General features: G+C 41.6%; 21 protein-coding genes. 15 read left to right on the top strand and 6 right to left on the bottom strand.

All coding sequences use genetic code 11. The features are described from left to right. Positions 1-59: 59 nt before the first annotated feature. The 3 genes from I8752_RS24020 to I8752_RS24010 all read right to left on the bottom strand — a co-directional run bounded on the left by I8752_RS24020 (position 60) and on the right by I8752_RS24010 (position 1,051). On the bottom strand, positions 60-248 hold the full coding sequence (locus tag I8752_RS24020) for a hypothetical protein (protein WP_214434762.1): 189 nt from the start codon (positions 246-248) through the stop codon (positions 60-62). Between the two features lie 102 nt (positions 249-350). Next, complete coding sequence (locus I8752_RS24015; RefSeq protein ID WP_225895867.1) at positions 351-707, bottom strand: DUF3593 domain-containing protein; 357 nt, start codon at positions 705-707, stop codon at positions 351-353. Continuing rightward, the gene (locus I8752_RS24010) at positions 704-1,051 is read right to left on the bottom strand and encodes a DUF2499 domain-containing protein (RefSeq protein ID WP_214434761.1); all 348 of its coding nucleotides are present in this window, start codon (positions 1,049-1,051) and stop codon (positions 704-706) included. The genes I8752_RS24015 and I8752_RS24010 overlap by 4 nt, the downstream gene beginning before the upstream one ends. Before the next feature lie 184 nt (positions 1,052-1,235). On the opposite strand from I8752_RS24010, the gene csaB reads away from it, so the two are divergent. Both csaB and I8752_RS24000 read left to right on the top strand, forming a co-directional pair. Continuing rightward, complete coding sequence (gene csaB / locus I8752_RS24005; RefSeq protein ID WP_214434784.1) at positions 1,236-2,273, top strand: polysaccharide pyruvyl transferase CsaB; 1,038 nt, start codon at positions 1,236-1,238, stop codon at positions 2,271-2,273. Positions 2,274-2,319: 46 nt separating this feature from the next. Continuing rightward, entirely contained in the window at positions 2,320-2,772 is a 453-nt protein-coding gene (locus I8752_RS24000; RefSeq protein ID WP_214434760.1) for a retroviral-like aspartic protease family protein, read from the top strand. Between the two features lie 23 nt (positions 2,773-2,795). Here the strand turns inward: I8752_RS24000 and pgeF are convergent, their stop codons facing one another. Further along, complete coding sequence (gene pgeF, locus I8752_RS23995; protein WP_214434759.1) at positions 2,796-3,602, bottom strand: peptidoglycan editing factor PgeF; 807 nt, start codon at positions 3,600-3,602, stop codon at positions 2,796-2,798. A gap of 70 nt (positions 3,603-3,672) precedes the next feature. On the opposite strand from pgeF, the gene I8752_RS23990 reads away from it, so the two are divergent. The 3 genes from I8752_RS23990 to I8752_RS23980 all read left to right on the top strand — a co-directional run bounded on the left by I8752_RS23990 (position 3,673) and on the right by I8752_RS23980 (position 6,412). Beyond that, positions 3,673-4,485: a biotin--[acetyl-CoA-carboxylase] ligase gene (locus I8752_RS23990; protein ID WP_214434758.1), complete on the top strand. Its 813-nt coding sequence runs from the start codon at positions 3,673-3,675 to the stop codon at positions 4,483-4,485. Positions 4,486-4,494: 9 nt separating this feature from the next. After that, positions 4,495-4,650, top strand: a complete 156-nt coding sequence (locus tag I8752_RS23985) for a hypothetical protein (RefSeq protein WP_214434757.1) — start codon at positions 4,495-4,497, stop codon at positions 4,648-4,650. A 97-nt stretch (positions 4,651-4,747) separates the two neighbouring features. After that, positions 4,748-6,412: a M23 family metallopeptidase gene (locus tag I8752_RS23980; RefSeq protein WP_214434756.1), complete on the top strand. Its 1,665-nt coding sequence runs from the start codon at positions 4,748-4,750 to the stop codon at positions 6,410-6,412. A 98-nt stretch (positions 6,413-6,510) separates the two neighbouring features. Here I8752_RS23980 and I8752_RS23975 read toward each other — a convergent pair whose 3' ends face one another. Beyond that, positions 6,511-7,191, bottom strand: a complete 681-nt coding sequence (locus I8752_RS23975; RefSeq protein WP_214434755.1) for a riboflavin synthase — start codon at positions 7,189-7,191, stop codon at positions 6,511-6,513. 337 nt (positions 7,192-7,528) lie between these two features. On the opposite strand from I8752_RS23975, the gene I8752_RS23970 reads away from it, so the two are divergent. The 5 genes from I8752_RS23970 to I8752_RS23950 all read left to right on the top strand — a co-directional run bounded on the left by I8752_RS23970 (position 7,529) and on the right by I8752_RS23950 (position 12,077). Further along, the gene (locus I8752_RS23970) at positions 7,529-8,026 is read left to right on the top strand and encodes a bifunctional nuclease family protein (protein WP_214434754.1); all 498 of its coding nucleotides are present in this window, start codon (positions 7,529-7,531) and stop codon (positions 8,024-8,026) included. 185 nt (positions 8,027-8,211) lie between these two features. After that, positions 8,212-9,342: an aldo/keto reductase gene (locus I8752_RS23965; RefSeq protein WP_214434753.1), complete on the top strand. Its 1,131-nt coding sequence runs from the start codon at positions 8,212-8,214 to the stop codon at positions 9,340-9,342. A 31-nt stretch (positions 9,343-9,373) separates the two neighbouring features. Continuing rightward, positions 9,374-9,982: a Uma2 family endonuclease gene (locus I8752_RS23960; protein ID WP_214434752.1), complete on the top strand. Its 609-nt coding sequence runs from the start codon at positions 9,374-9,376 to the stop codon at positions 9,980-9,982. Positions 9,983-10,131: 149 nt separating this feature from the next. Continuing rightward, positions 10,132-11,244 (top strand): AAA family ATPase, encoded by a 1,113-nt coding sequence (locus I8752_RS23955; protein ID WP_214434751.1) that lies wholly within the window; start codon positions 10,132-10,134, stop codon positions 11,242-11,244. Further along, the gene (locus tag I8752_RS23950) at positions 11,235-12,077 is read left to right on the top strand and encodes a hypothetical protein (protein ID WP_214434750.1); all 843 of its coding nucleotides are present in this window, start codon (positions 11,235-11,237) and stop codon (positions 12,075-12,077) included. The genes I8752_RS23955 and I8752_RS23950 overlap by 10 nt, the downstream gene beginning before the upstream one ends. 276 nt (positions 12,078-12,353) lie before the next feature. Here the strand turns inward: I8752_RS23950 and I8752_RS23945 are convergent, their stop codons facing one another. After that, complete coding sequence (locus I8752_RS23945; RefSeq protein WP_214434749.1) at positions 12,354-13,724, bottom strand: DUF2252 domain-containing protein; 1,371 nt, start codon at positions 13,722-13,724, stop codon at positions 12,354-12,356. A 321-nt stretch (positions 13,725-14,045) separates the two neighbouring features. Between I8752_RS23945 and I8752_RS23940 the strand changes: the two genes are divergently transcribed. The 5 genes from I8752_RS23940 to I8752_RS23920 all read left to right on the top strand — a co-directional run. Then, entirely contained in the window at positions 14,046-15,170 is a 1,125-nt protein-coding gene (locus tag I8752_RS23940) for a phosphotransferase enzyme family protein (RefSeq protein WP_214434748.1), read from the top strand. Then, on the top strand, positions 15,167-15,700 hold the full coding sequence (locus I8752_RS23935) for a DOMON-like domain-containing protein (RefSeq protein ID WP_214434747.1): 534 nt from the start codon (positions 15,167-15,169) through the stop codon (positions 15,698-15,700). The genes I8752_RS23940 and I8752_RS23935 overlap by 4 nt, the downstream gene beginning before the upstream one ends. Positions 15,701-16,435: 735 nt before the next feature. Then, positions 16,436-17,890 (top strand): AAA-like domain-containing protein, encoded by a 1,455-nt coding sequence (locus tag I8752_RS23930; RefSeq protein WP_214434746.1) that lies wholly within the window; start codon positions 16,436-16,438, stop codon positions 17,888-17,890. 42 nt (positions 17,891-17,932) lie between these two features. Beyond that, positions 17,933-19,489 (top strand): AAA-like domain-containing protein, encoded by a 1,557-nt coding sequence (locus I8752_RS23925; RefSeq protein WP_214434745.1) that lies wholly within the window; start codon positions 17,933-17,935, stop codon positions 19,487-19,489. Positions 19,490-19,554: 65 nt separating this feature from the next. Next, positions 19,555-19,686: DUF4277 domain-containing protein (locus I8752_RS23920; RefSeq protein WP_214434783.1), on the top strand; the 132-nt coding region annotated here is incomplete at its 3' end.

Below are 19,686 nucleotides of genomic sequence, written 5' to 3'. Positions count from 1 at the left end.
TTGCTGTTAACAATTAGTAGCTTTATTAGTAGAGGCGCGACAGCTTAGTACAGTTTTGCCTAAAAGCGTAGCGTTTTTAATGCATCGGGATGCATTAAGATTGCATCGGCAAACATTGGCATTGCATTGAGATGCATTGGCATTGCATCGGGATGCATTAAGATTGCATCAGCATACATTGGCATTGCATCGGGATGCATTAAGATTGCATCGGCATACATTGGCATTGCATTGAGATGCATTAACATTGCAGCGTACTGGCAAATTTAATTCGCGATAAATTAGTAAAGCGTTTGATATACCACTACTCCACCAATCCCCAATCCCTTTTACGCCAGGTCTATTCTTCTTTAATTTTTTTCAGACAAGTCTTGTTGAGGCAGACTAGGATTGTAGTTGTTTGGCGGCTGTGGGTGAGATATAGCTTTCCTCTGGATTACTGCTTGCCGAAAACCTAGCACAATCAAGATATTTGAAAGTGTCAAAAATAATTCTGCACTGCCATGCAACCAATCTACATTTGCCAAGGACTGTTGATAATGTAGTTGCGCGTAAATTCCTGCTGGTATGGTAATAGCAACAAACACCAGCGTGCCGTAAAATCCATACAACGCCAAACGCGGCATTTGTTGACTGCGACCAATAAACCACAAGAAACCCAGATAGGGAAACAGTGAAAGGGCAAATAGGGTTTCTTTAGATATCATTGCTCTGATTTAATCGATTTTGATTCAATAGTATTAGTTGCAACATTAACGAACTTGGTAGAACGCCAAATCCATACAGCCGCTGCCCAAAGCGTAAAATTACCAATTAAAGTCATGGCAGCTTGTAGCGTTACCAGCCATTCTAAAGATTGGGCATTGTCGAAATAATGCCAAGTACAAGCGCACATGGCACTGACTAAAGCTGGTAACATGGCAAGGGATAATCCCCACCAAGTGCGGTTTCCGGTGAGTTCGCCGTAAGTCCAGATTAACCAAATAGCGGCAATCCACTCAATAACGCTAGAAATATGAATAATCCAAGTGAGAATTGAAAGAGCGTGCATAAGGAAGTCAAAACTTAAAAGTTAAAAGTCAAAAGATAAGAGTAATTTAGTCCTCTTGTTTTTGTGTCACATCATCTTCCCATAGCAAATTCATATTTTATTGGCAAGATGGCTGATATCCGGTTAACTATTGAGAAAAGTTGATAATCTAAAATTCAAAATTCAAAATTTCAAAATGGTAAAGATGCGGGCGTTATTGTCTGGGTATTACGGCAAAGGTAATGGTGGTGACGAAGCTTTGTTGGCGACGCTTTTGCAAATGTTACCACCTCATGTAACACCTGTGGTTCTTTCTGGCAATCCAGAAGAAACCCGCGATCGCTACAATGTAGAAACCTACAACCGTATGGCTCCCTTAGCTGTACTCCAAGCTTTACGCTCTTGTGATGCCTTTATTTGGGGCGGTGGCAGTTTAATTCAAGATGTTACTAGTACCATCAGCCCATTTTATTACGGGGGACTAATGACATTGGCTCAGAAAATGGGCTTAAAAACTGTTGCTTGGGCGCAGGGTATCGGGCCGTTAGTGCGTCCGCAAACTCGGTGGTTGGCAAGGCAAAACTTTGCTGGCTGTACTAAAGTTAGCGTACGCGATCGCGCCAGTGCTGCTTTATTATCTGATTGGCAAATTCCTTGTATCATCGCTCCCGATCCGGTTTGGGCGTTGGAGTCTAAACCAGTACCGGGACTTTGGGATTTACCTGCACCGAGGGTTGCTGTAACATTGCGATCGCATCCTCAACTGACCGAAACACGTTTAGCAAATTTAACTCGCGCCCTAGTGGATTTTCAAAAAGCTACCCAAGCTTTTATTTTGCTATTACCGTTTCAAAAAAGTGAAGATTTAAGTATTGCCGAAGCTATTCAACCACACCTTCAAGATGTCAGCAAGATTTTATGTCTGGAAGATCCGCAACTTTTAAAAGGTGTGTTTCGCGGCGTGGAAATGGCAATTGGAATGCGCTTGCACAGTTTGATTATGGCAGCTGCTGAAGGTTGTCGCTGTTTTGCTCTGAGTTACGACCCCAAGGTAAATCGCCTGATGGAAGAATTGGCAATACCTGGGTGGGATTTGGCAACTTTACCAGATGACCCAAATGTAATTAGTAAAACTTGGATGGAACATTATGCTAATGGCGATCCACTTGCGCCAGAACAAATCCAGTCTTTAGTAGATCGAGCATTAATGCACCGCGAGTTGTTGATTGAGGCTTTGAGATGAACTTAATTACAGTATAAATACAATAATTTTCTCAAATACACAGATTATGGTAGATGTCAATAGTTACAATCCTGCCAGCAATCAACCTATGGGTGCAGTTCGAGTCAAAGTAAAACTCACCAATGCCATTGATGAAGCGCTTGTCAGCCGAGGAATGCTCAATCCTAATATGCTGCGGATGTATGAAACCGAAGCACTAGTGGATACTGGAGCAGTACGTACTGTACTACCTGTGTCCGTTGTGCAGCAACTTGGTTTGAGAATTCGAGGACAGCAGATTGCCCAATACGCCAATGGCAGTGAAGAATCTATGGGTGTGACTGAACCTGTAATTATTGAATTAGCCGGACGGGAAACTACTGAAGCAACATTGGTTACAGGTAATATAGTTTTGATTGGACAAACGGTACTAGAAACGCTGGATTTACTAGTTAACTGTAAAAATCAGCGCCTTATCCCAAATCCTGAGCATTCTAACTATCCTGTGTTGAGGATTTAGCTTGAATAGTCATCAGTCATCAGCTACACCTTTTTACCACTAACAATCCCCGACCATTGCACTTTTTTCTCTTGTTCGCGGCGGTAAGAAAAGAAATGCTCTGGAGTTTGGTAAGTACAGTAAGGAGCGATCGCTACTTGTTCCGCACTAATCCCCAAACTTTCAAGCTGTAAGGCATTCACCCGCCGGACATCCAACCTAACTTTTCCAGCTTCGGGGTCGTGTAGTAAAGGTGAATTTGGCAGATTGTATAATGCTTCAACAATCTTACGTTGGTCTTCATCTGGTATAATGCTAGCTCCAATTTCCGCAGCCACTTCGATTGAGACTTGGTAAACTTCTCCAGCGATCGCCGGCCCCATGGCAACTCTTAGATCGTCCAATTTGCTGCCTTGGGTTTTGAGTCGGGCGATCGCTTGCGGCACAATCTTCTTAGCTGTACCCCGCCAACCTGCGTGTAGTGCTGCAACTTGTCCGGTTTTCACATCGCCAATTAGCACTGGCGTGCAATCTGCACTAGCTACCCACAACGCTTGGAGAGGCTGTTCGCTGATTAAACCATCTGCTAACGCTAGGGCAGAATCACCTTCTCCTTCTACATCATTTCCCCCAGTACTTAACTTAGTATCAATTTCTTGGGGGGTGAGAACAGTATTGCCATGTACTTGCTTCAAGCGATAAGCTAATGCTTCTGGTTGCAGCACAGTTGTTAATTCTTGCGGCGATCGCGGCCAAAACTGGTGAGTCAAGAAACCGTGATGCCAATCTTCTAAGAGACTACAAGTCAGGTAGGGTAGTCCTTGCCAATTGTGCCAATGCCAAGTGTGCATCTTTAACCAAACCTAAACAGAAATCAGCCAATTCATGCTAACTTGAACAACGCAATTTGGGGAAACTGCTGTGAAATTCAATCGGCAAATATTAGAAGCTTCCTGGAAACAAAGCTATAAGTCTAATAATTTACCATTTTCTTTACATATTTTTGACAGTGTATCCTCAACTAACCAAACTCTCTGGGACTTACTGGGGCAAGGTGCTGAAGCTGGTTCTGTAGCGATCGCAACTCAGCAGACTGCCGGACGGGGGCAATGGGGGCGACAGTGGATTTCTCATACCGGAGGATTATATCTTTCGGTTGCGATCGCTCCTAAACTAGAAGCTAGTGCCAGCCACCAACTAACTTTAGCAAGTGCTTGGGGAATTGCCGCACAATTGCGCCAGTGCGGGGTAAGTGTTGGGATTAAATGGCCCAACGACTTAGTTTTAGATGGTCGCAAACTAGGCGGCATCTTGACTGAAACTAAAGTCAGCCACGGACAGATCGCGCAAGCAGTAATTGGTGTTGGCGTTAACTGGGCAAACCCAGTACCAGAAACCGGCATCAATTTAGAATTATGGCAAGCTACTCAAGCTACTAAACCAATTTCTTGTCTAGAAATGCTAACCTGCACAGTTTTACAGGGAATAGAATCCGGTATGCACTGCCTTTGTCAAGAAGGAATAAGCATACTCTTGTCTCGCTATTTAGATTTGCTAACCAACATGGGCGATAAGGTATACATTAACAACTGTGCAGGCGTTGTGGTTGGAGTCACTTCTCAAGGAAATCTCCAGTTAAGAATGGAAACTGCTAATACAAATGAATCAGTAAGACCTGACATTTCAGTTGAACCCGGTATAATCAGTTTGGGATATAGCAAGTCTTCTGTTTAACTGTTAGGTTTGTCTAAAATTTTGCTCAAGCAAAACAAACCACAGAAATCATCTCTTGAGGCTAATTATGGAGTAATCCGCAAAATGATTAATGCTGGAGTACCGAAAAGTAAACTTCCACATCATGACGAAAGTCATGGTTGGGCAGCAACTCATATCGGATAACTTTAAAAAATATGAACCCGAAGGCAACTTCATTGAATCAGCACAAATGTAAATACGTCTACCTTTAGGATTACTCTAGAAAAAACTGAGAGAACAAATGACGCAGCGCAATAACGCCCCTAACCGTTTGCACTACTTATGGCAGCGAGGTTTAAGCACAAAACGTTTGGCTTATAACCTACCAGCACAGAGCCTATGTTTGTTGAGTAGTGTTAGCCTCCTCAGCGGTGGCTTAGTGTACGCTCAAACGGAAACACAAATAGATAACATAGTTCCTACTATTGAAAATTCCCAGCCAACAGCTGCAAGTTTAGTAAAAAAAGATACTGCTGCGCCAGAATCCACTCGCACTCAGGCGAATTTCGCCGAACGACGAGCCACACTCACAAAGAAATTGCGTAGGTCAGAGGTTTCTCAATCAACAGCACCAGTCAACAGGAGTCAGTCGCGGTTACAGAAAACCACAATTGAGCGGGCTGAAGTTCAACTAACAGGGCGACAATCTCAACCTAAAATCGAGGCTTCCGAGCCTGTAGTTCGCGTGAGAAAGTCAACAACTCAGGCAAAAACTTCCTCAGTCACCCCCGCGAGTGTCAGTGAGGAAAAACCCAAAGTTGAAGTTTCCCAACCAAGAACGAGTTTCAGACAAGAAAAACCTATTACTCCTCGTTCTTTACCTGAGAAACTTCCGGAAGTTGCCCAACCAGCAAATAACTCGAACCAGCCTAATATTACAACGGCAGGGAAAACCAAGGATTACAATAATTCCTACATAGACCCCACCAATTACAACACCGATACTACAGCTACTTATCAAGCACCTAACTCGGTAGTACTTACAGAACGTTCTAGCGGTTGTCGAGCTGTTTTGCCGTCTGGGCAAAATTTATCAGCCGGTATTTGTGCGAAAACACCGTCACGCGATCGTTTAGCAGATACTAACACGAAACCAGCACCCAGTTGGATCAAAAAAAGTCAAAATGCTCAACTAGCAAACGTTCCACCAGTTAGGCAGCTAGCCACCAATAGCAGAAACACTGAATGGCGCGCTCCTCGCACCGTGGCTATTAGTGACAGTAAGACTACATATCGTCCCAATCGATTTATTCCTAACCCTAACGATTTTGCCACCACAAGAGTAAGTACATCTGCGATCGCACCGAGTGCTGGTACTTTGCCCCCACCAATGGCAGATGGTAACGTCGCACCCCGCCCTAGCAACGTGTCTTACGATTTTGCACTAGCATCAGTATTGCCACAAATCCCCTTCAGTCGGGCGATCGCTTATGCTGGCGGTACAGGAATGGTTTATCCTCTTTCTATACCCGCTCCTATTACTTCTTTATTCGGTTGGCGAGTTCATCCAATCACAGGCACTCAACGCTTCCACGCTGGTACAGATTTAGGCGTGCCTATGGGAACGCCAATTTTAGCAGCGACAAGAGGTCAAGTAGAATCTGCTGACTGGATGGGTGGTTATGGATTAGCCGTTGTCATTCAGCACAATTCTACCGAACAAACCCTTTACGGTCATATGTCAGAAATCTTAGTTAAACCCGGTCAATGGGTAGAACCAGGAGTTATGATTGGGCGAGTTGGCAGCACCGGGGCTTCCACAGGGCCTCACCTGCACTTTGAAGTCCGCCACCTCACACAAGATGGATGGGTTGCTGTTGACCCAAGCACTGAATTACAGGCAGGTCTAAGCCAGTTGGTGCAAACCCTACAGACAGCCCAGTTGACACAACGATCGGGCAGTTGAGGCTGGGGACTGGGGACTGGGGACTGGGGACTGGGAAAAAGATTATAGTCATAAATTCTTCTATCCTCAATCTTAAATACCCAATCCCCAATACCCAATCACAAATACCCGTGTTCTGTTAAGAATGCGGGTGTAATAGTATCTAAACTGATTTCATCTGCTACTTGATGATTTGTTTTAGCAGGGTAAAGAAATTTTTCTACGTATTTGCCTAGAATATCTCCTTCTAGATTAACGAAACTGCCAGGGACAAGATAGCGGAGATTTGTCTCGGCATAGGTAAGAGGAATTACCGCCACTGCGAACTGAGATAGTTCCGGTTCGTAGGCAGCCACTGTCAGGCTAATGCCATTTACAGCTATACTACCTTTGGGGACAATGTACCGCGCGATCGCCTCGGATGCATTAAAGGTCATTTCCCAAGAACTAGCCGTTTGTTCTGCCCTTAGCAATCTACCTATGCCGTCTACATGGCCCATCACAAAATGACCTCCAACTTTACTGCCCACCCGCAACGAAGCTTCTAAGTTGACGAATCTCTGTTGTGTTTGCTCGTTTCCTAGAGTCGTCCGACGTAGAGTTTCTGGTGAAGCAGTGGCAATAAACCCATCTTTTAAAACTTCTTCTACTGTCAGGCAAACCCCATCTACAGCAACGCTGTCACCGTAAGCCAAATCTTGCATAATAACAACAGATGATTCACTTACAAAAGTGATTTGCCAAGAATCGTCCCCTAAGGGTGTCATCGTTCCTAATGCTTGAATTAATCCTGTAAACACGGCTCTTTTGTAAAACTAACTCTATTTATTGCCTAATTTTGTCTAAAATCAACTGGTAATTCTCACAAGAATGCCTAAAATCTAAGTATAATTTCTGACCTAACTAATTATTAGAAATCTTAACACATTCGCATCCTTCACAAGGCATACTTGGTTAAGAAGGTTATTGTCTAAACAGACCAATTTAACTTACTCTGGTGTTCACAACAAGTTCGGAGTTTAATAGAAGCAATTATAGAGAACAATGCTTATGTTTATTCCCGTCAAATACTTACCCAAAAGAGTCTTAATTGTTACAAAGAGTCTAATCGCTCAAAGGATTGTAGAGGCTTAGTCAATGATTGAAATGAAAGTCGCTGGTATAGCATTAGATGCCATAACCCGCAGCCCGATCGTACTTTTGAAAGATGCCTCAGATCGGCGTGCTTTGCCAATTTATATTGGTCAAGAACAGGCTAGAGCAATTATGAGTGCCCTGGAGAATCAAAAGCCTCCCAGACCTTTAACCCACGACTTAATTGTGAATATTTTAGAGACATGGAATATGACTCTAGAACGCGTTATTATTCATTCCTTACAAAAGGATACATTTTATGCAGCTTTAATTGTTCAACAAGGCGAAGTCAAAAAAGAAATTGACGCGCGTCCTAGCGATGCGATCGCGATCGCCCTCCGTACTAATACCCCTATTTGGGTAATGGAAGAAGTTGTTGCTGATGCTTCAATCCCTGTTGACCGCGACGCTGATGAAGCAGAACAGCAAGCTTTTCGTGAATTTATTTCCAATCTTCGTCCTGAAGATTTAATCAAGCGCTTTGGTAATGGTGATAGCTAGAAAAGTGCTGAGTGCTGAGTACTGAGTGCTGAGTCAAGAATAAAGAATCAGGACTTAAGCCAAATTTGTCTCTCATCTCTGTTTCTTTATGTCTTTTGTCAGTCATTTTTCAATGATTTTGCGTAAATCTTAAAGAAGAGATGAAAATCTAATTATTTCTTCACTCTTCACTCAGCACTTAAGTAATGCAATACCGACGCTTTGGAAAAACAAATTTACGCCTCTCAGTTTTTTCTTTGGGAACAATGCGCTACCTAGCTGATGTCGAAAATGCTCGGCAGACCATTGCCAAAGCCTTAGCGCTGGGAATAAATCATCTAGAAACAGCCAGAGGTTACGGCAAAAGTGAGGAGTTTCTTGGTAGTGCCATCAAAGCTGGGTTGTTAGTGTCTCGTTCACAGCTTCATGTCACTACCAAAATCCCGCCCACAGCCGACGCTGATAGTATGCGCCGCTACATTGATGAATCCCTACAACGATTAAATCTGGATTATTTAGATTGCTTGGGAATTCATGGCTTAAATACTTGGGAACATTTAGAGTGGGTGCAAGCCAAAAATGGCTGTATGCAAGCCGTTCAGGAAGCCATTGCTGATGGTCGAGTGCGACACGTTGGTTTTTCCACCCACGGGCCATTAGAGGTGATTTTGGCAGCAATAAACACAGATTTTTTTGAATTTGTCAATCTGCATTATTACTATTTCTTTCAACGCAACGCATCAGCAATTCAGCTAGCTGCTCAAAAAGATATGGGCGTTTTTATAATCTCCCCTGCTGATAAGGGAGGACGCTTATACACGCCACCACAAACTTTAAAAGACTTGTGTCAACCGTTTTCACCTTTAGAATTAAACTATCGTTTTTTGCTGAGTGACAACCGCATTACTACTCTGAGTGTCGGGCCAGCAAAGCCAGATGAATTAATCGAACCCTTACGAGTTTCTGAGTGTGATAGTGAATTAACGCCAGCAGAAATTGCAGCATTTGAACGATTAGAAAATCATCAAAAAGCTGCTTTAGAAACTGATAAATGTAGCCAGTGTTACGCGTGTTTACCTTGTCCGGAAAATATCAATATTCCAGAGGTATTACGGTTACGAAATTTGGCAGTAGCATATGATATGACCGACTATGGAAAATATCGCTACGGCATGTTTGAAAATGCCGGTCATTGGTTCCCTGGAATGAAAGCCAACCGCTGTATAGAATGCGGTGATTGTTTGCCCCGCTGTCCGGAAAAGTTAGATATTCCTGCTTTGTTAGAAGATGCTCATGAAAGATTAAATGGCAAAGCGGGTAGGAGATTGTGGGGATAATTAAAAATTAAATTGATGGGATGATAAAACTATGCAAGTAACAAAACAGCGATACTATACCCCAGAAGAATATTTGAAACTAGAGGAAGTTGCTGATTACAACAGCGAATATATTGATGGAAAAATAATTCCAATGCTAGGTGGAACAGCCAATCACAATCGAATCTCACTCAATCTAGGTTCTGCTTTAAATTTTGCGTTCAGACAACAGAACTACGAAGTTTTTGCAGTTGATTTGCGTTTGTGGATTCCCCAGAAACGCATTTATACTTACCCTGATGTAATGATTGTGGCGGGTGAGCCAGCATATTTCAATAACCGTACAGATATGATTACAAATCCTCAAGTGATTGTTGAGGTTTTATCAAAATCGACCAAAGGTTACGATCGCGAAGATAAATTTGAGGCTTACCGAACAATTTCTACCTTCCAAGAATATCTATTAATTGACCAAAATAGAATTCATGTAGAGCAATTTTCTAAGATTGGTAAGAAGCAATGGACGCTTCGTGAATATGATGAAGCGATCGCACTTGCAACAGTACCCTTTGAAATTTCCTTGCAAGATTTATACAACAAAGTGAATTTTCAGCTTGTTGAATCAGAAGGGGAAAGTACTATAGCTGAAGAGTCAAGGTGAAGAGGCGATTCCCTAACTGGTATAAAAAGTTTTTACCCTAATACAACAAGATTTATACCACTGTTAAAGGTTTTCAGGTACAAGTAATTGATTATGGCGAAAGTTGGTGTAAAACTTGATCAATAGCCTTGCCTACAGGGAAGATTGTTATGAAAGTAGAGTCTATTTCTATTCAGAACTTTAAGTTGTTTGACAAACTTGATGTTTCATTTAAAAATCATACCCTTGAAGAGGTAAGTAACCAATTTCTCGTTCTTGGAGACAATGGGACAGGAAAAACAACTTTATTGCAAGCAATAGCACTGCCACTTGCACTTGCCACCGGAAAAATTCAAAAAATAGAATCATTTGACTGGATAGGCTTTCTTCCAGAACGCTATTGGAAAAGTGGAACACCACGCATTGAATTAGAAGTTTCCTTTGAAAATGATGAATTGGAGGCAACACGTCAGATAGCTCAGCAATGGTTTGAAGCACAACCAAGTGAATTCAAAAAAGACAATCGTTTTGTTGAACCTGGCAATAGTCGTTCTGTCCAATTGCTATTAACCGGGGATTATTGGACAACAGTTGGAAAGGATCAGCAAGAGCGCTTACAATTTCGAGGTCGTTCTTATGCTCAATGGTTTCTTAATAAGGGAGAACAATCTGTACGCTCCCAGTTTTCAAAACTTCCAGGTGTTTTTTGGTTCGATCAATTTCGTAACCTTGGGTCAAACGCTCATAACGAAACAAGTAGAGAATCAAGGGAGCGCAGTGGAGGAGTTTCTTTTGAATTAGGTGTAGGTCAACTTCGTCAATATCTAATTGCTTGGAGACGTAAACAAGAGCAAGGTGGAAATACTTATTCAAATGATTATCTAAAAAATCTGGAGCGTTATTACAAAAAAATTTTTCCAGAGCGCTCTTTTTGGGGACTAGAGCAACATATACCAAGTATTGATTCACCAACAGAGGAAAACACTTATTTTTTGCTCTCGGATGGACATAGACGATATGACATTGTAGAAATGTCAGCAGGTGAGCAAGCAGTTTTTCCTATTTTGTATGAGTTTGTCAGACAACAGATAGCATACTCAGTTGTATTGATTGATGAGATTGATTTGAACTTGCATCCCCCAGCGGCACAAATGTTAGTGAATCAGCTTCCTAAAATTGCTCCTACTAGCCAGTTTATCTTTACAACCCATTCGGAAGCAGTTAATGATGTTATTGGGGAAGATGAAACTTACCGTTTGTCTGGAGGTTCTTTGTGCCTGTAGATATTTTGTACTGTGAGGGAGGAAAGGATAGTCCAGATATTCGAGTTATTTTAAATTTACTTTTGGGAGTATGCACAACTAGATACGGTGGTAGTAAGTATGGTCTGGATCAAAAAATTCTATTCATTAGGCAGAACAGACTTCTTCCTAATTCTGTTATTGCTGGTATCAAGGATGGAGACTTTAATGAAGACGACTCTGTGCCTACAAATACCCCTCGTAGCTGGCTAATAAAAGATAATAACAATAACATACAAATAGGCTGGTCATGGGAACGGAAGGAAATTGAAAATTATCTAATTGACCCAGAAGTTGTATACCGTGCGTTGGGTGCAAAAGCACCACCAATTGACCAATATCGTCTAGCACTGGAAAATTCTGCCAGAGTAATTGCAGAATACACTGCTGCAAGAATAGCTTTGTCGCTTTCTCGGCCACAAAAGCTGTTGCCACTTAAAAATTGTTGGGGTACTGGAAGACATCCCTTTCCTATTCACTTAGCAGAAGCAGACTGTCGTCAAGAAATACAAAGCATTATGCAGGAGTATCTACAAAATCAAACAATCCAAGAAAATAATATTATGGCTAAGTTTGAGCAATTACTTCCAGATTGTCGCCCTGGTGGCCGCAGATTTGAGTATTTCTTGACCTTTTTTTCAGGGAAAGACTTACTCTGCGGTATGAGATCTGCTTTAAGTAGTTTTGGCTTAGGAGAACCATTTGTTTTCCGAGAACGTATTGTAAAGGAAATTCAAAGATCGCCAGATCAAGCATGGACATGGCTACCAGAGTGGAATCAACTGAGACAACTCGTAAATAGCTTCATTCCTTAGCTTTGGCAATATCTTTATTATGATTTTGCTAGGCATATTTTTTGAAATAATCATTTAAAATTGCATAACTGCAATCAAAATCATCTCTTTTATCTTTTTATTAATTGGGTAATTAAAGCACCTATGTGGAAATAGCGATCGCTCCCCCTTCCCCACCATCCCAACAACTTGGATAAAATCACTATGGTGCTTAATCTTTCCCAATTCTCATGAGGAGCGATCGCACTCAGCTAATTGCTGTTGCCCATATTCAATAATTGCAATAAACAGTTCAGTTTAGTAAAGTGTCACTCCACTGTTGTAAGCATTAACGAAACTGGTGTAGTCGTACTCAACTTGAGTTGCATAGTCTAGCGCAAAGTTGACTATCTCATCTTTGAATACAGTCTTATTACCGCTAGTGATATCAGTCACTTCTTTATCAACGCTGTAAGGAACAATTCCAGTATCGTAGTCTTTATCAGAGATGGCATGGTTCTTTGCCACAACCTTTCCTGCATAAGACATTGCATCCATGAACTTTGACTTAGTGGTTAGTAAAGTATAGTCAAAATCTACTTGGTAAGGTGATTTTTCATGCAGCATAAAGGGAATGCTACTGACCGTAGTATAGCCAAGTAATGGGTCAGTATTAGAAAGCATCGCTTTAGTGGCAATTGTCACCCTTGCACCTTCATGATTATTATAAACTGAACTTGGCAAAAGACCTGGAGCGGCGATCGCCACAGCGCTAGTACCTTGTTGCTTCATCTCTAAAATCCGGTCGTCGTCGGTTGCGGAACTTGGGCCTTCAATCAGCAAGTAATAGCGATACTTACCAAGACTACCAGTACCCGAACCTAATTTGAGACGAATATCTTTTAGAGTGTAGTAACTATTGCTATAGCGCTTACTGCTAGGAATTGAGGCGATATAGCTACTCATACCCCCAGCAATGTCTGAATAAGTACTGCTAGATACAGGTTGGAGTTGGGAAGTTGTCTGAAAAACTCGATTGCTACTATTTAGCATCGTGTACTTATTTAGCAAACTAGAGCGACTGTTACCTGCTGCCTCTTGAATCAAATCCTTGACCACGCCGTTTGTATTGCTTGATTCCAGACGGTATGACAGTTCATCGTTGGTTCCCTTAAAGTCACTCATTTTGTTGAGGTAAGCATCCAAGAAATTCCGCACAATATCTTGAGCATCGCTAGAGCTGATTCCGTTCTCTTTGGCTGCTAAAAGAATCGAGACTGCCATCCGTCGCAAATCCCAAACGTAGGGGCCAAGATAGCCTTCATCAAAGTCAGTGGTGTCAAAGACGTTGTTACTGTTGCTGTCTCTCATTCCCCCCAGATTTTGCATATGCATATCTCCCTCTAACCAGATGGCTGATGTCGAAGAATTGACAAATCCTGAATTTGGGAAGGTTTGCATATCACGATAAAAAATATGAGCCGTCCCCCGATAAAAGGCGAAGGGACTAGCTGCCATCTTTTGCATTTTCGTTGCCAGTTCTTGAGGTAATTGTGATGCAAACGGATGGTTGTATTGGTAAATTTCATTTTCCACCCAAGTTGAACGGGGAGTTGCAGCTTGAATTGTAGATGCAAACCCGATAATTAAGAGGAAGACAGCTACGATTGCAGATATGTATTTAGGCATGAAAGTCTCTTAAGCAGTAAAAAATTAACTCTCGTTGGACTCTTGTGTAGAGACAATCATCCAACAACAATTCTTTTACCACTTTGAGTTATGGCTGAGAAAGTGATTTAAAGCACAATGCAACAACTATTCATAGCCAGTAAAAAAGATTGTTGATGCCTTCGGCAATGTCTCCTAGTTCCCTCAGATGCAGATGATAATCGACAATACACCCTACTCTGTTAACGCTTTATATATACAGACCTGACCTACAGTGCAAGTTAGGTTACTATATCCCCTATTGCCTTAGTGCAATTACGTGAGGAGTAGTGCAGGTCAAATATGAACATAACAGAAAATCTCAAAACACAGGCTACAGACAATCTAGTTGCCATTGCCAACCAATTCATGCTTCAGGGAAAAGTTAAGAGCGTTCAAGCATTTGGAAGTGGTAATATCAATGACACTTTCCTAGTTTCTCTAGATTCTCCAAAAGAACAGCATTTTGTCCTGCAACGCATCAATACGCAGGTATTTCGTCAGCCTCAACTGATCATGCAGAATATGTGTACCTTTACCGAGCATGTTCGCAAACGTTTACAAATCACTCCTCTGACTCGCCGCTGGGAAGTGCCGCGCGTGTTGTTGACTCAAGATGCTCAAGACCATTGGCGGGATGCTCAAGGGTCATTCTGGCGCGCGATTAGCTTCATTGAAGGCTCGCAGTCTTTTGACAGAATGCACGATCGCTCCCACGCCCAAGAAATCGGTTATGCTCTGGGGATGTTCCACAATCTGATTAGCGATCTACCTCCAGAAAAACTTGCCGATACTTTGGAGGGGTTTCATATTACACCGTTTTATCTACAACACTACGAAGAAGTACTGCCAAAAACTAGTGTAGCTAAGTCACCAGAACTAAATTATGGTTTGCAATTTGTTCGCGATCGCCAAACCTTTGCACATATTTTAGAAAATGCTAAAGCTGAAGGTCGGCTACCGTTACGCCTAATGCACGGCGATCCTAAAATTAATAATGTCATGTTTGATACCGCTACTCAACAAGCTGTTAGCGTCATCGACCTCGACACCGTTAAGCCAGGTCTGGTACATTACGATATTGGCGATTGTCTGCGATCGGGCTGCAATCCTGCTGGCGAAGAAACCGAGAATTGGGAAAGTGTCTATTTTGATACCGATTTATGTCAGGCTATCTTAGAAGGGTATCTTTCCGTAGCTAAGGCATTTCTCACCGAGAATGACTATGCATACATGTACGATGCCATTCGTCTCATCGCCTTTGAGTTAGGATTGCGATTTTTTGCTGATTATTTAGCCGGAAATGTCTACTTTAAAATTAAGCATCCAGAACACAACCTTGAAAGGGCACTAGTCCAATTCAAGCTTACCGAAAGCATCGAATCCCAAGAAACAAAGATTCGTTCTATTATCCAGGATATGAAATGAGCCAGACATTTTCTCTGCAACCCTTCCCGGCAGAGTCTTTAGCTAATTTGAAAATTACAGGCAATATCGCCCGACATGCTAATACACTTGTCATTCATTACACATTGTCGGGCGACTTAAAACAAGTCGTTATTACCCCACCTGCAAACTCACCAGCACGAAAGCATCAACTTTGGGAAAATACATGCTTTGAGTTCTTCATTAGCATCAAGAATTCCCAACAATATTGGGAATTTAACCTTTCTCCTAGTGGACATTGGAATGTCTATCGCTTTGATGATTATCGTCAAGGAATGCAAGAAGAAACAGCTTTTATAACACTTCCATTTAGCGTCCAAAATCAATCTGAGAGTTTAACACTTGCTTTGGATGTCGATTTGAATAAAATTGTCTCAAAAGACCAAAACTTAGAAGTTGCCATCACTACTGTCATCAAACACAAAGACGATGAAGTGACTTACTGGGCATTAACTCACCAAGGTACAAAAGCTGATTTTCATCTACGAAATAGTTTTATTATTGATTTGTAAGATGATGTTTCATGTAGCTTGCTTGGTTGGGAATATTAACTGTAGAAGCTGAAATGAGTAACTACAGAAAGTAAATATGAGTGCAGAACAACATATCTTGCAATCACATTATGGAAGTATAAATTGTTAAATAATTTGGTATTAAATAAGAAATAAAAACTAGAAATTGGATGGATTGATTTTATCGTGATGGTAATATCATGCGATCGCAGCACTCTTCACCAAATATTTATCATGGCAAGCTATTTGCTGGATGCTTGATTAAATCTATATTCACTATGTCAATGCTTTTGGTATTGTTTTAAATAAGTTGTATCAATATTTATAAAAATGCAGCTATTAGATAGCTGCAAGTAGGGAAGGTTTTGGGTGAGGCAAGCGAGTTAAAGAAACAAAATTTGGATACTCCCCAGACACCATTTGACAGCTATTATCTAAAGTATACAATTTAACAAACTTAAGTAAATGTTTTTAAGTTATTATACTTAAAATAATGCCATACATGCATAGCTTTTTTGCAGATAATACATTGTTGAAGTTGAATAAGGAGAGATTAACCTTTTGTATCGTTATGTTGTTGGATAAACACCTTTAATTTCTTTACTTAGTTGCAAAATAGACAATTATTTCATCAGTGCAAAACATAAGACTATTAAATTTAAGTAAATAACGAAAAAAGTAGTAAAAAGTCCGTTAAAGTCATATCTAAAACAAAGTTTATTTCTCTTTTTAAAAATGAATCTTGAAGATGCATTAGTTATTTTAGATACGTTTCTTGAACAAAGCTTAAATGACGTTCAGGAGTTAGTCTTTCGCAAAGCTTGGGAAGGGCAAACTTATCCAGAGATAGCAGAAAGCTCAGGCTATGATGCCAATTACATCAAAGATGTTGGTTCTAAGTTATGGAAGTTACTGTCACATGCTTTGGAGGAAGAAGTCACAAAAAGTAATTTTAGGTCAGTTTTGCGGCGGCGATCGCAAATTAGTATCCGCCAAACAAAGCAGCAGCACGTACAAACAGCAGTCTTGCAGCAGCATCAGCCATCAACCAGTATCGGAGAGATTGGGCTTCTGTTTAAGGACAATGGCAATGACATATCAGAGTTACCTGTGGTGACGAAGATACAAGAAGAGAAAAAATCCGTCCTCCTCAACCCCGACTATTTAGAAATTCCCAGTGGCTCTGTTCCGCTCAACTCCAGCTTTTATATCGAACGTCCGCCAATTGAAGAACGCACCTTTGCTGAAATTAATAAACCTGGAAGCCTGATCCGCATCAAAGCACCCAGCCAAACGGGGAAAACTTCCCTGATGCAAAGAATTCTTACTCATGCTAGACAAAGTGGGTTACATACTGTACAAATCAGTTTACAGCGGGCAGATAGTCAAGTTTTCACGAGCTTAGAAAAATTTTTACGCTGGTTTTGTGCCAATGTCAGCCGACAGTTGAACCTAGAGCCAAAACTACACGAGTATTGGGATGAGGACATTGGTAGTAAAGTCAGCTGCACATTATATTTACAAAGCTATGTGTTGCAGGAAATCGACTGTCCGGTAGTTTTAGCTCTAGATGAAGTTAATCGGATTTTTGAATATCCAGAAATCTCTGGTGACTTTCTCCCACTACTACGCTCCTGGTACGAAGACGCTTCCGAACTAGAAATTTGGCAAAAACTCCGATTACTAGTAGTTCATGCCACTGAAGCTTATATCCCTTTAGATATCAATCAATCGCCTTTTAACGTCGGTCTACCGATTAAGTTACCAGAATTTAGTTTAGAGCAAGTGCAGGACTTGGCATTACGTCATGGACTGGCTTGGGCTGAAGGCGAAGCTGGAGCGAAAAAACTGGCTTTACTAGTAGCGATGATTGGCGGTCATCCTTATTTAGTACGTCTTGCTCTTTATCATTTGGTACGACAAGAATTAAGCCTAGAGCAGTTATTAGAAACTGCCCCTACGATAGCAGGAATTTATAGCAACTACCTGCGGCATCATTTAGCAAATCTGCAAACCCATCCCGAACTGAAAGCAGCACTCAAAAAAGTAGTAACATCTCCAACAAGCGTGCCACTAGAAGCGATCGCCGCCTATAAACTAGAAAGCATGGGATTGGTAAAACTTGAAGGAAATCAAGCAGTGCCCAGTTGTGAGTTGTATCGACTGTATTTCCGCGAACAATTGGGTTAAAGAATTCAGCACTCAACACTTTGCTATAAATGGGCGAAGCAGATGAATCAATATGAATATCAAATCGGCGGTAGCCTGAAAGTAGAAGCACCTAGCTATGTAGAACGGCAAGCTGACCAAGAACTTTATAATGCTTTGATGCGGGGCGAGTTTTGTTATGTGTTTAGCTCTAGGCAAATGGGCAAGTCTAGCTTGCGGTTACGAACGAGGCATAGATTAGAACAAGCAGGTTACAGTTGCGCCTCTATCGATATGACCAGAATTGGTAACGGCAATATTACGCCTTCGCAGTGGTACAAGGGTATAGTTGTTGATTTATTAAGGAGCTTCAATCTTTTTGGTAAAGTTAATTTAAAAGCTTGGTGGTCAGAGCGAGAAGATTTATCGGCACTACAGCGATTAAGCCAGTTTGTAGAAGACATTTTGTTAGTTCAACTGCAAACTGAAAAAATCTTTATTTTTGTTGATGAAATTGATAGCGTTCTCGGTCTGAATTTTCCAGTTGTTGATTTTTTTACTTTGATTCGGTCTTGCTACAATCAGCGAGCAGAAAACCCCGAATATAACCGCCTCACCTGGGCGCTGTTTGGTGTGGCAACGCCTTCAGATTTGATTGCCGATCGCAACTGTACCCCTTTTAATATCGGTACATCTATTGTTCTGGAGGGCTTTAGTTTGTCAGAAGTGCAGCCATTAGCAGCGGGTTTAGAAGGTAAAGTAGCTAATCCGATGGCAGTTCTGAAAGAAATTTTGGCTTGGACGAGTGGACAGCCGTTTCTCACCCAAAAGCTATGTCAAATAGTCGTGCAGGAAAGAAATAGTGGCAACAAGGATATTGAGGAACATAGAACTCTAGAAGCAGATGAGCGTTACAAGTTGGACGACCATTTACCAATCGTTAATTACCATCTCATCAGTTTTTATTATCAATTTCCCTCGTTGATTCTCGAAAAGCTAGTACAAACGCACATCCTAGAGAATTGGGAAGCTAATGATGAACCAGAGCATTTGAAGACAATCCGCGATCGCCTCTTAAGAAACGAGCAACGTGCTGGTGGTTTACTAGGACTATACCAGCAAATTTTACAGGGAACTCAGGTATCTGTTGATGATGGAGAAGAACAAATCGAGCTGTTGTTGTCAGGGTTGGTGACTAAGCACCACGGGCAATTGATTGTCAAAAATCGCATTTATCAAGAGGTTTTCAACCAAGCTTGGGTAGAAAAACAATTGGCGAAACTGCGTCCTTACTCTCAAGCCTTAAATGCTTGGGTAGCTTCCAAGCACTGTGACTATTCACGACTTTTGCGCGGAACTGCCTTATTGGAGGCTTTAGCTTGGTCGCAGGGCAAAAGTTTGAGCGATGTGGATTATCAGTTTTTAGCTGCTAGCCAAGAATGCGATCGCCGAGAAGTTGAGACATGGTTAGAAGCCGAACGCGCTAAGGAAGTGAAAGCCAGACTGGTTCAAGAGCAAAAAGCCGCCAGACTGCAAAGATTATTTTTTGTCGGGGTATTCAGTTGGGTATTGATAGCCGCTTTCGGCTTCGGGATGGTGATTTTCTTCGGTTATGGACAGCAGTGTTCAGTAAGATCCTAGATTCCGCAGGTGCGCTCGTAAATGCTGTATTTTTGAAAATGAGCTAAATGCTGCATTTTAGAAGCATGACAGCATCACCATTAGATATTAGGGTACAGGATATTGACCACTGCGGCATAGTCGCAGGCATCTGTGATGAGATGAATCTAGTAGAACAAATTAATCGGCTATTGGGAACTCACGCTCAAGAAATTATC

It is taken from the genome of Dendronalium phyllosphericum CENA369, from assembly GCF_016056275.1.
Taxonomy (GTDB): domain Bacteria; phylum Cyanobacteriota; class Cyanobacteriia; order Cyanobacteriales; family Nostocaceae; genus Dendronalium; species Dendronalium phyllosphericum.
Note: the sequence above shows the minus strand (reverse complement) of the source record. Positions and strands in the feature narration are given on the sequence as shown.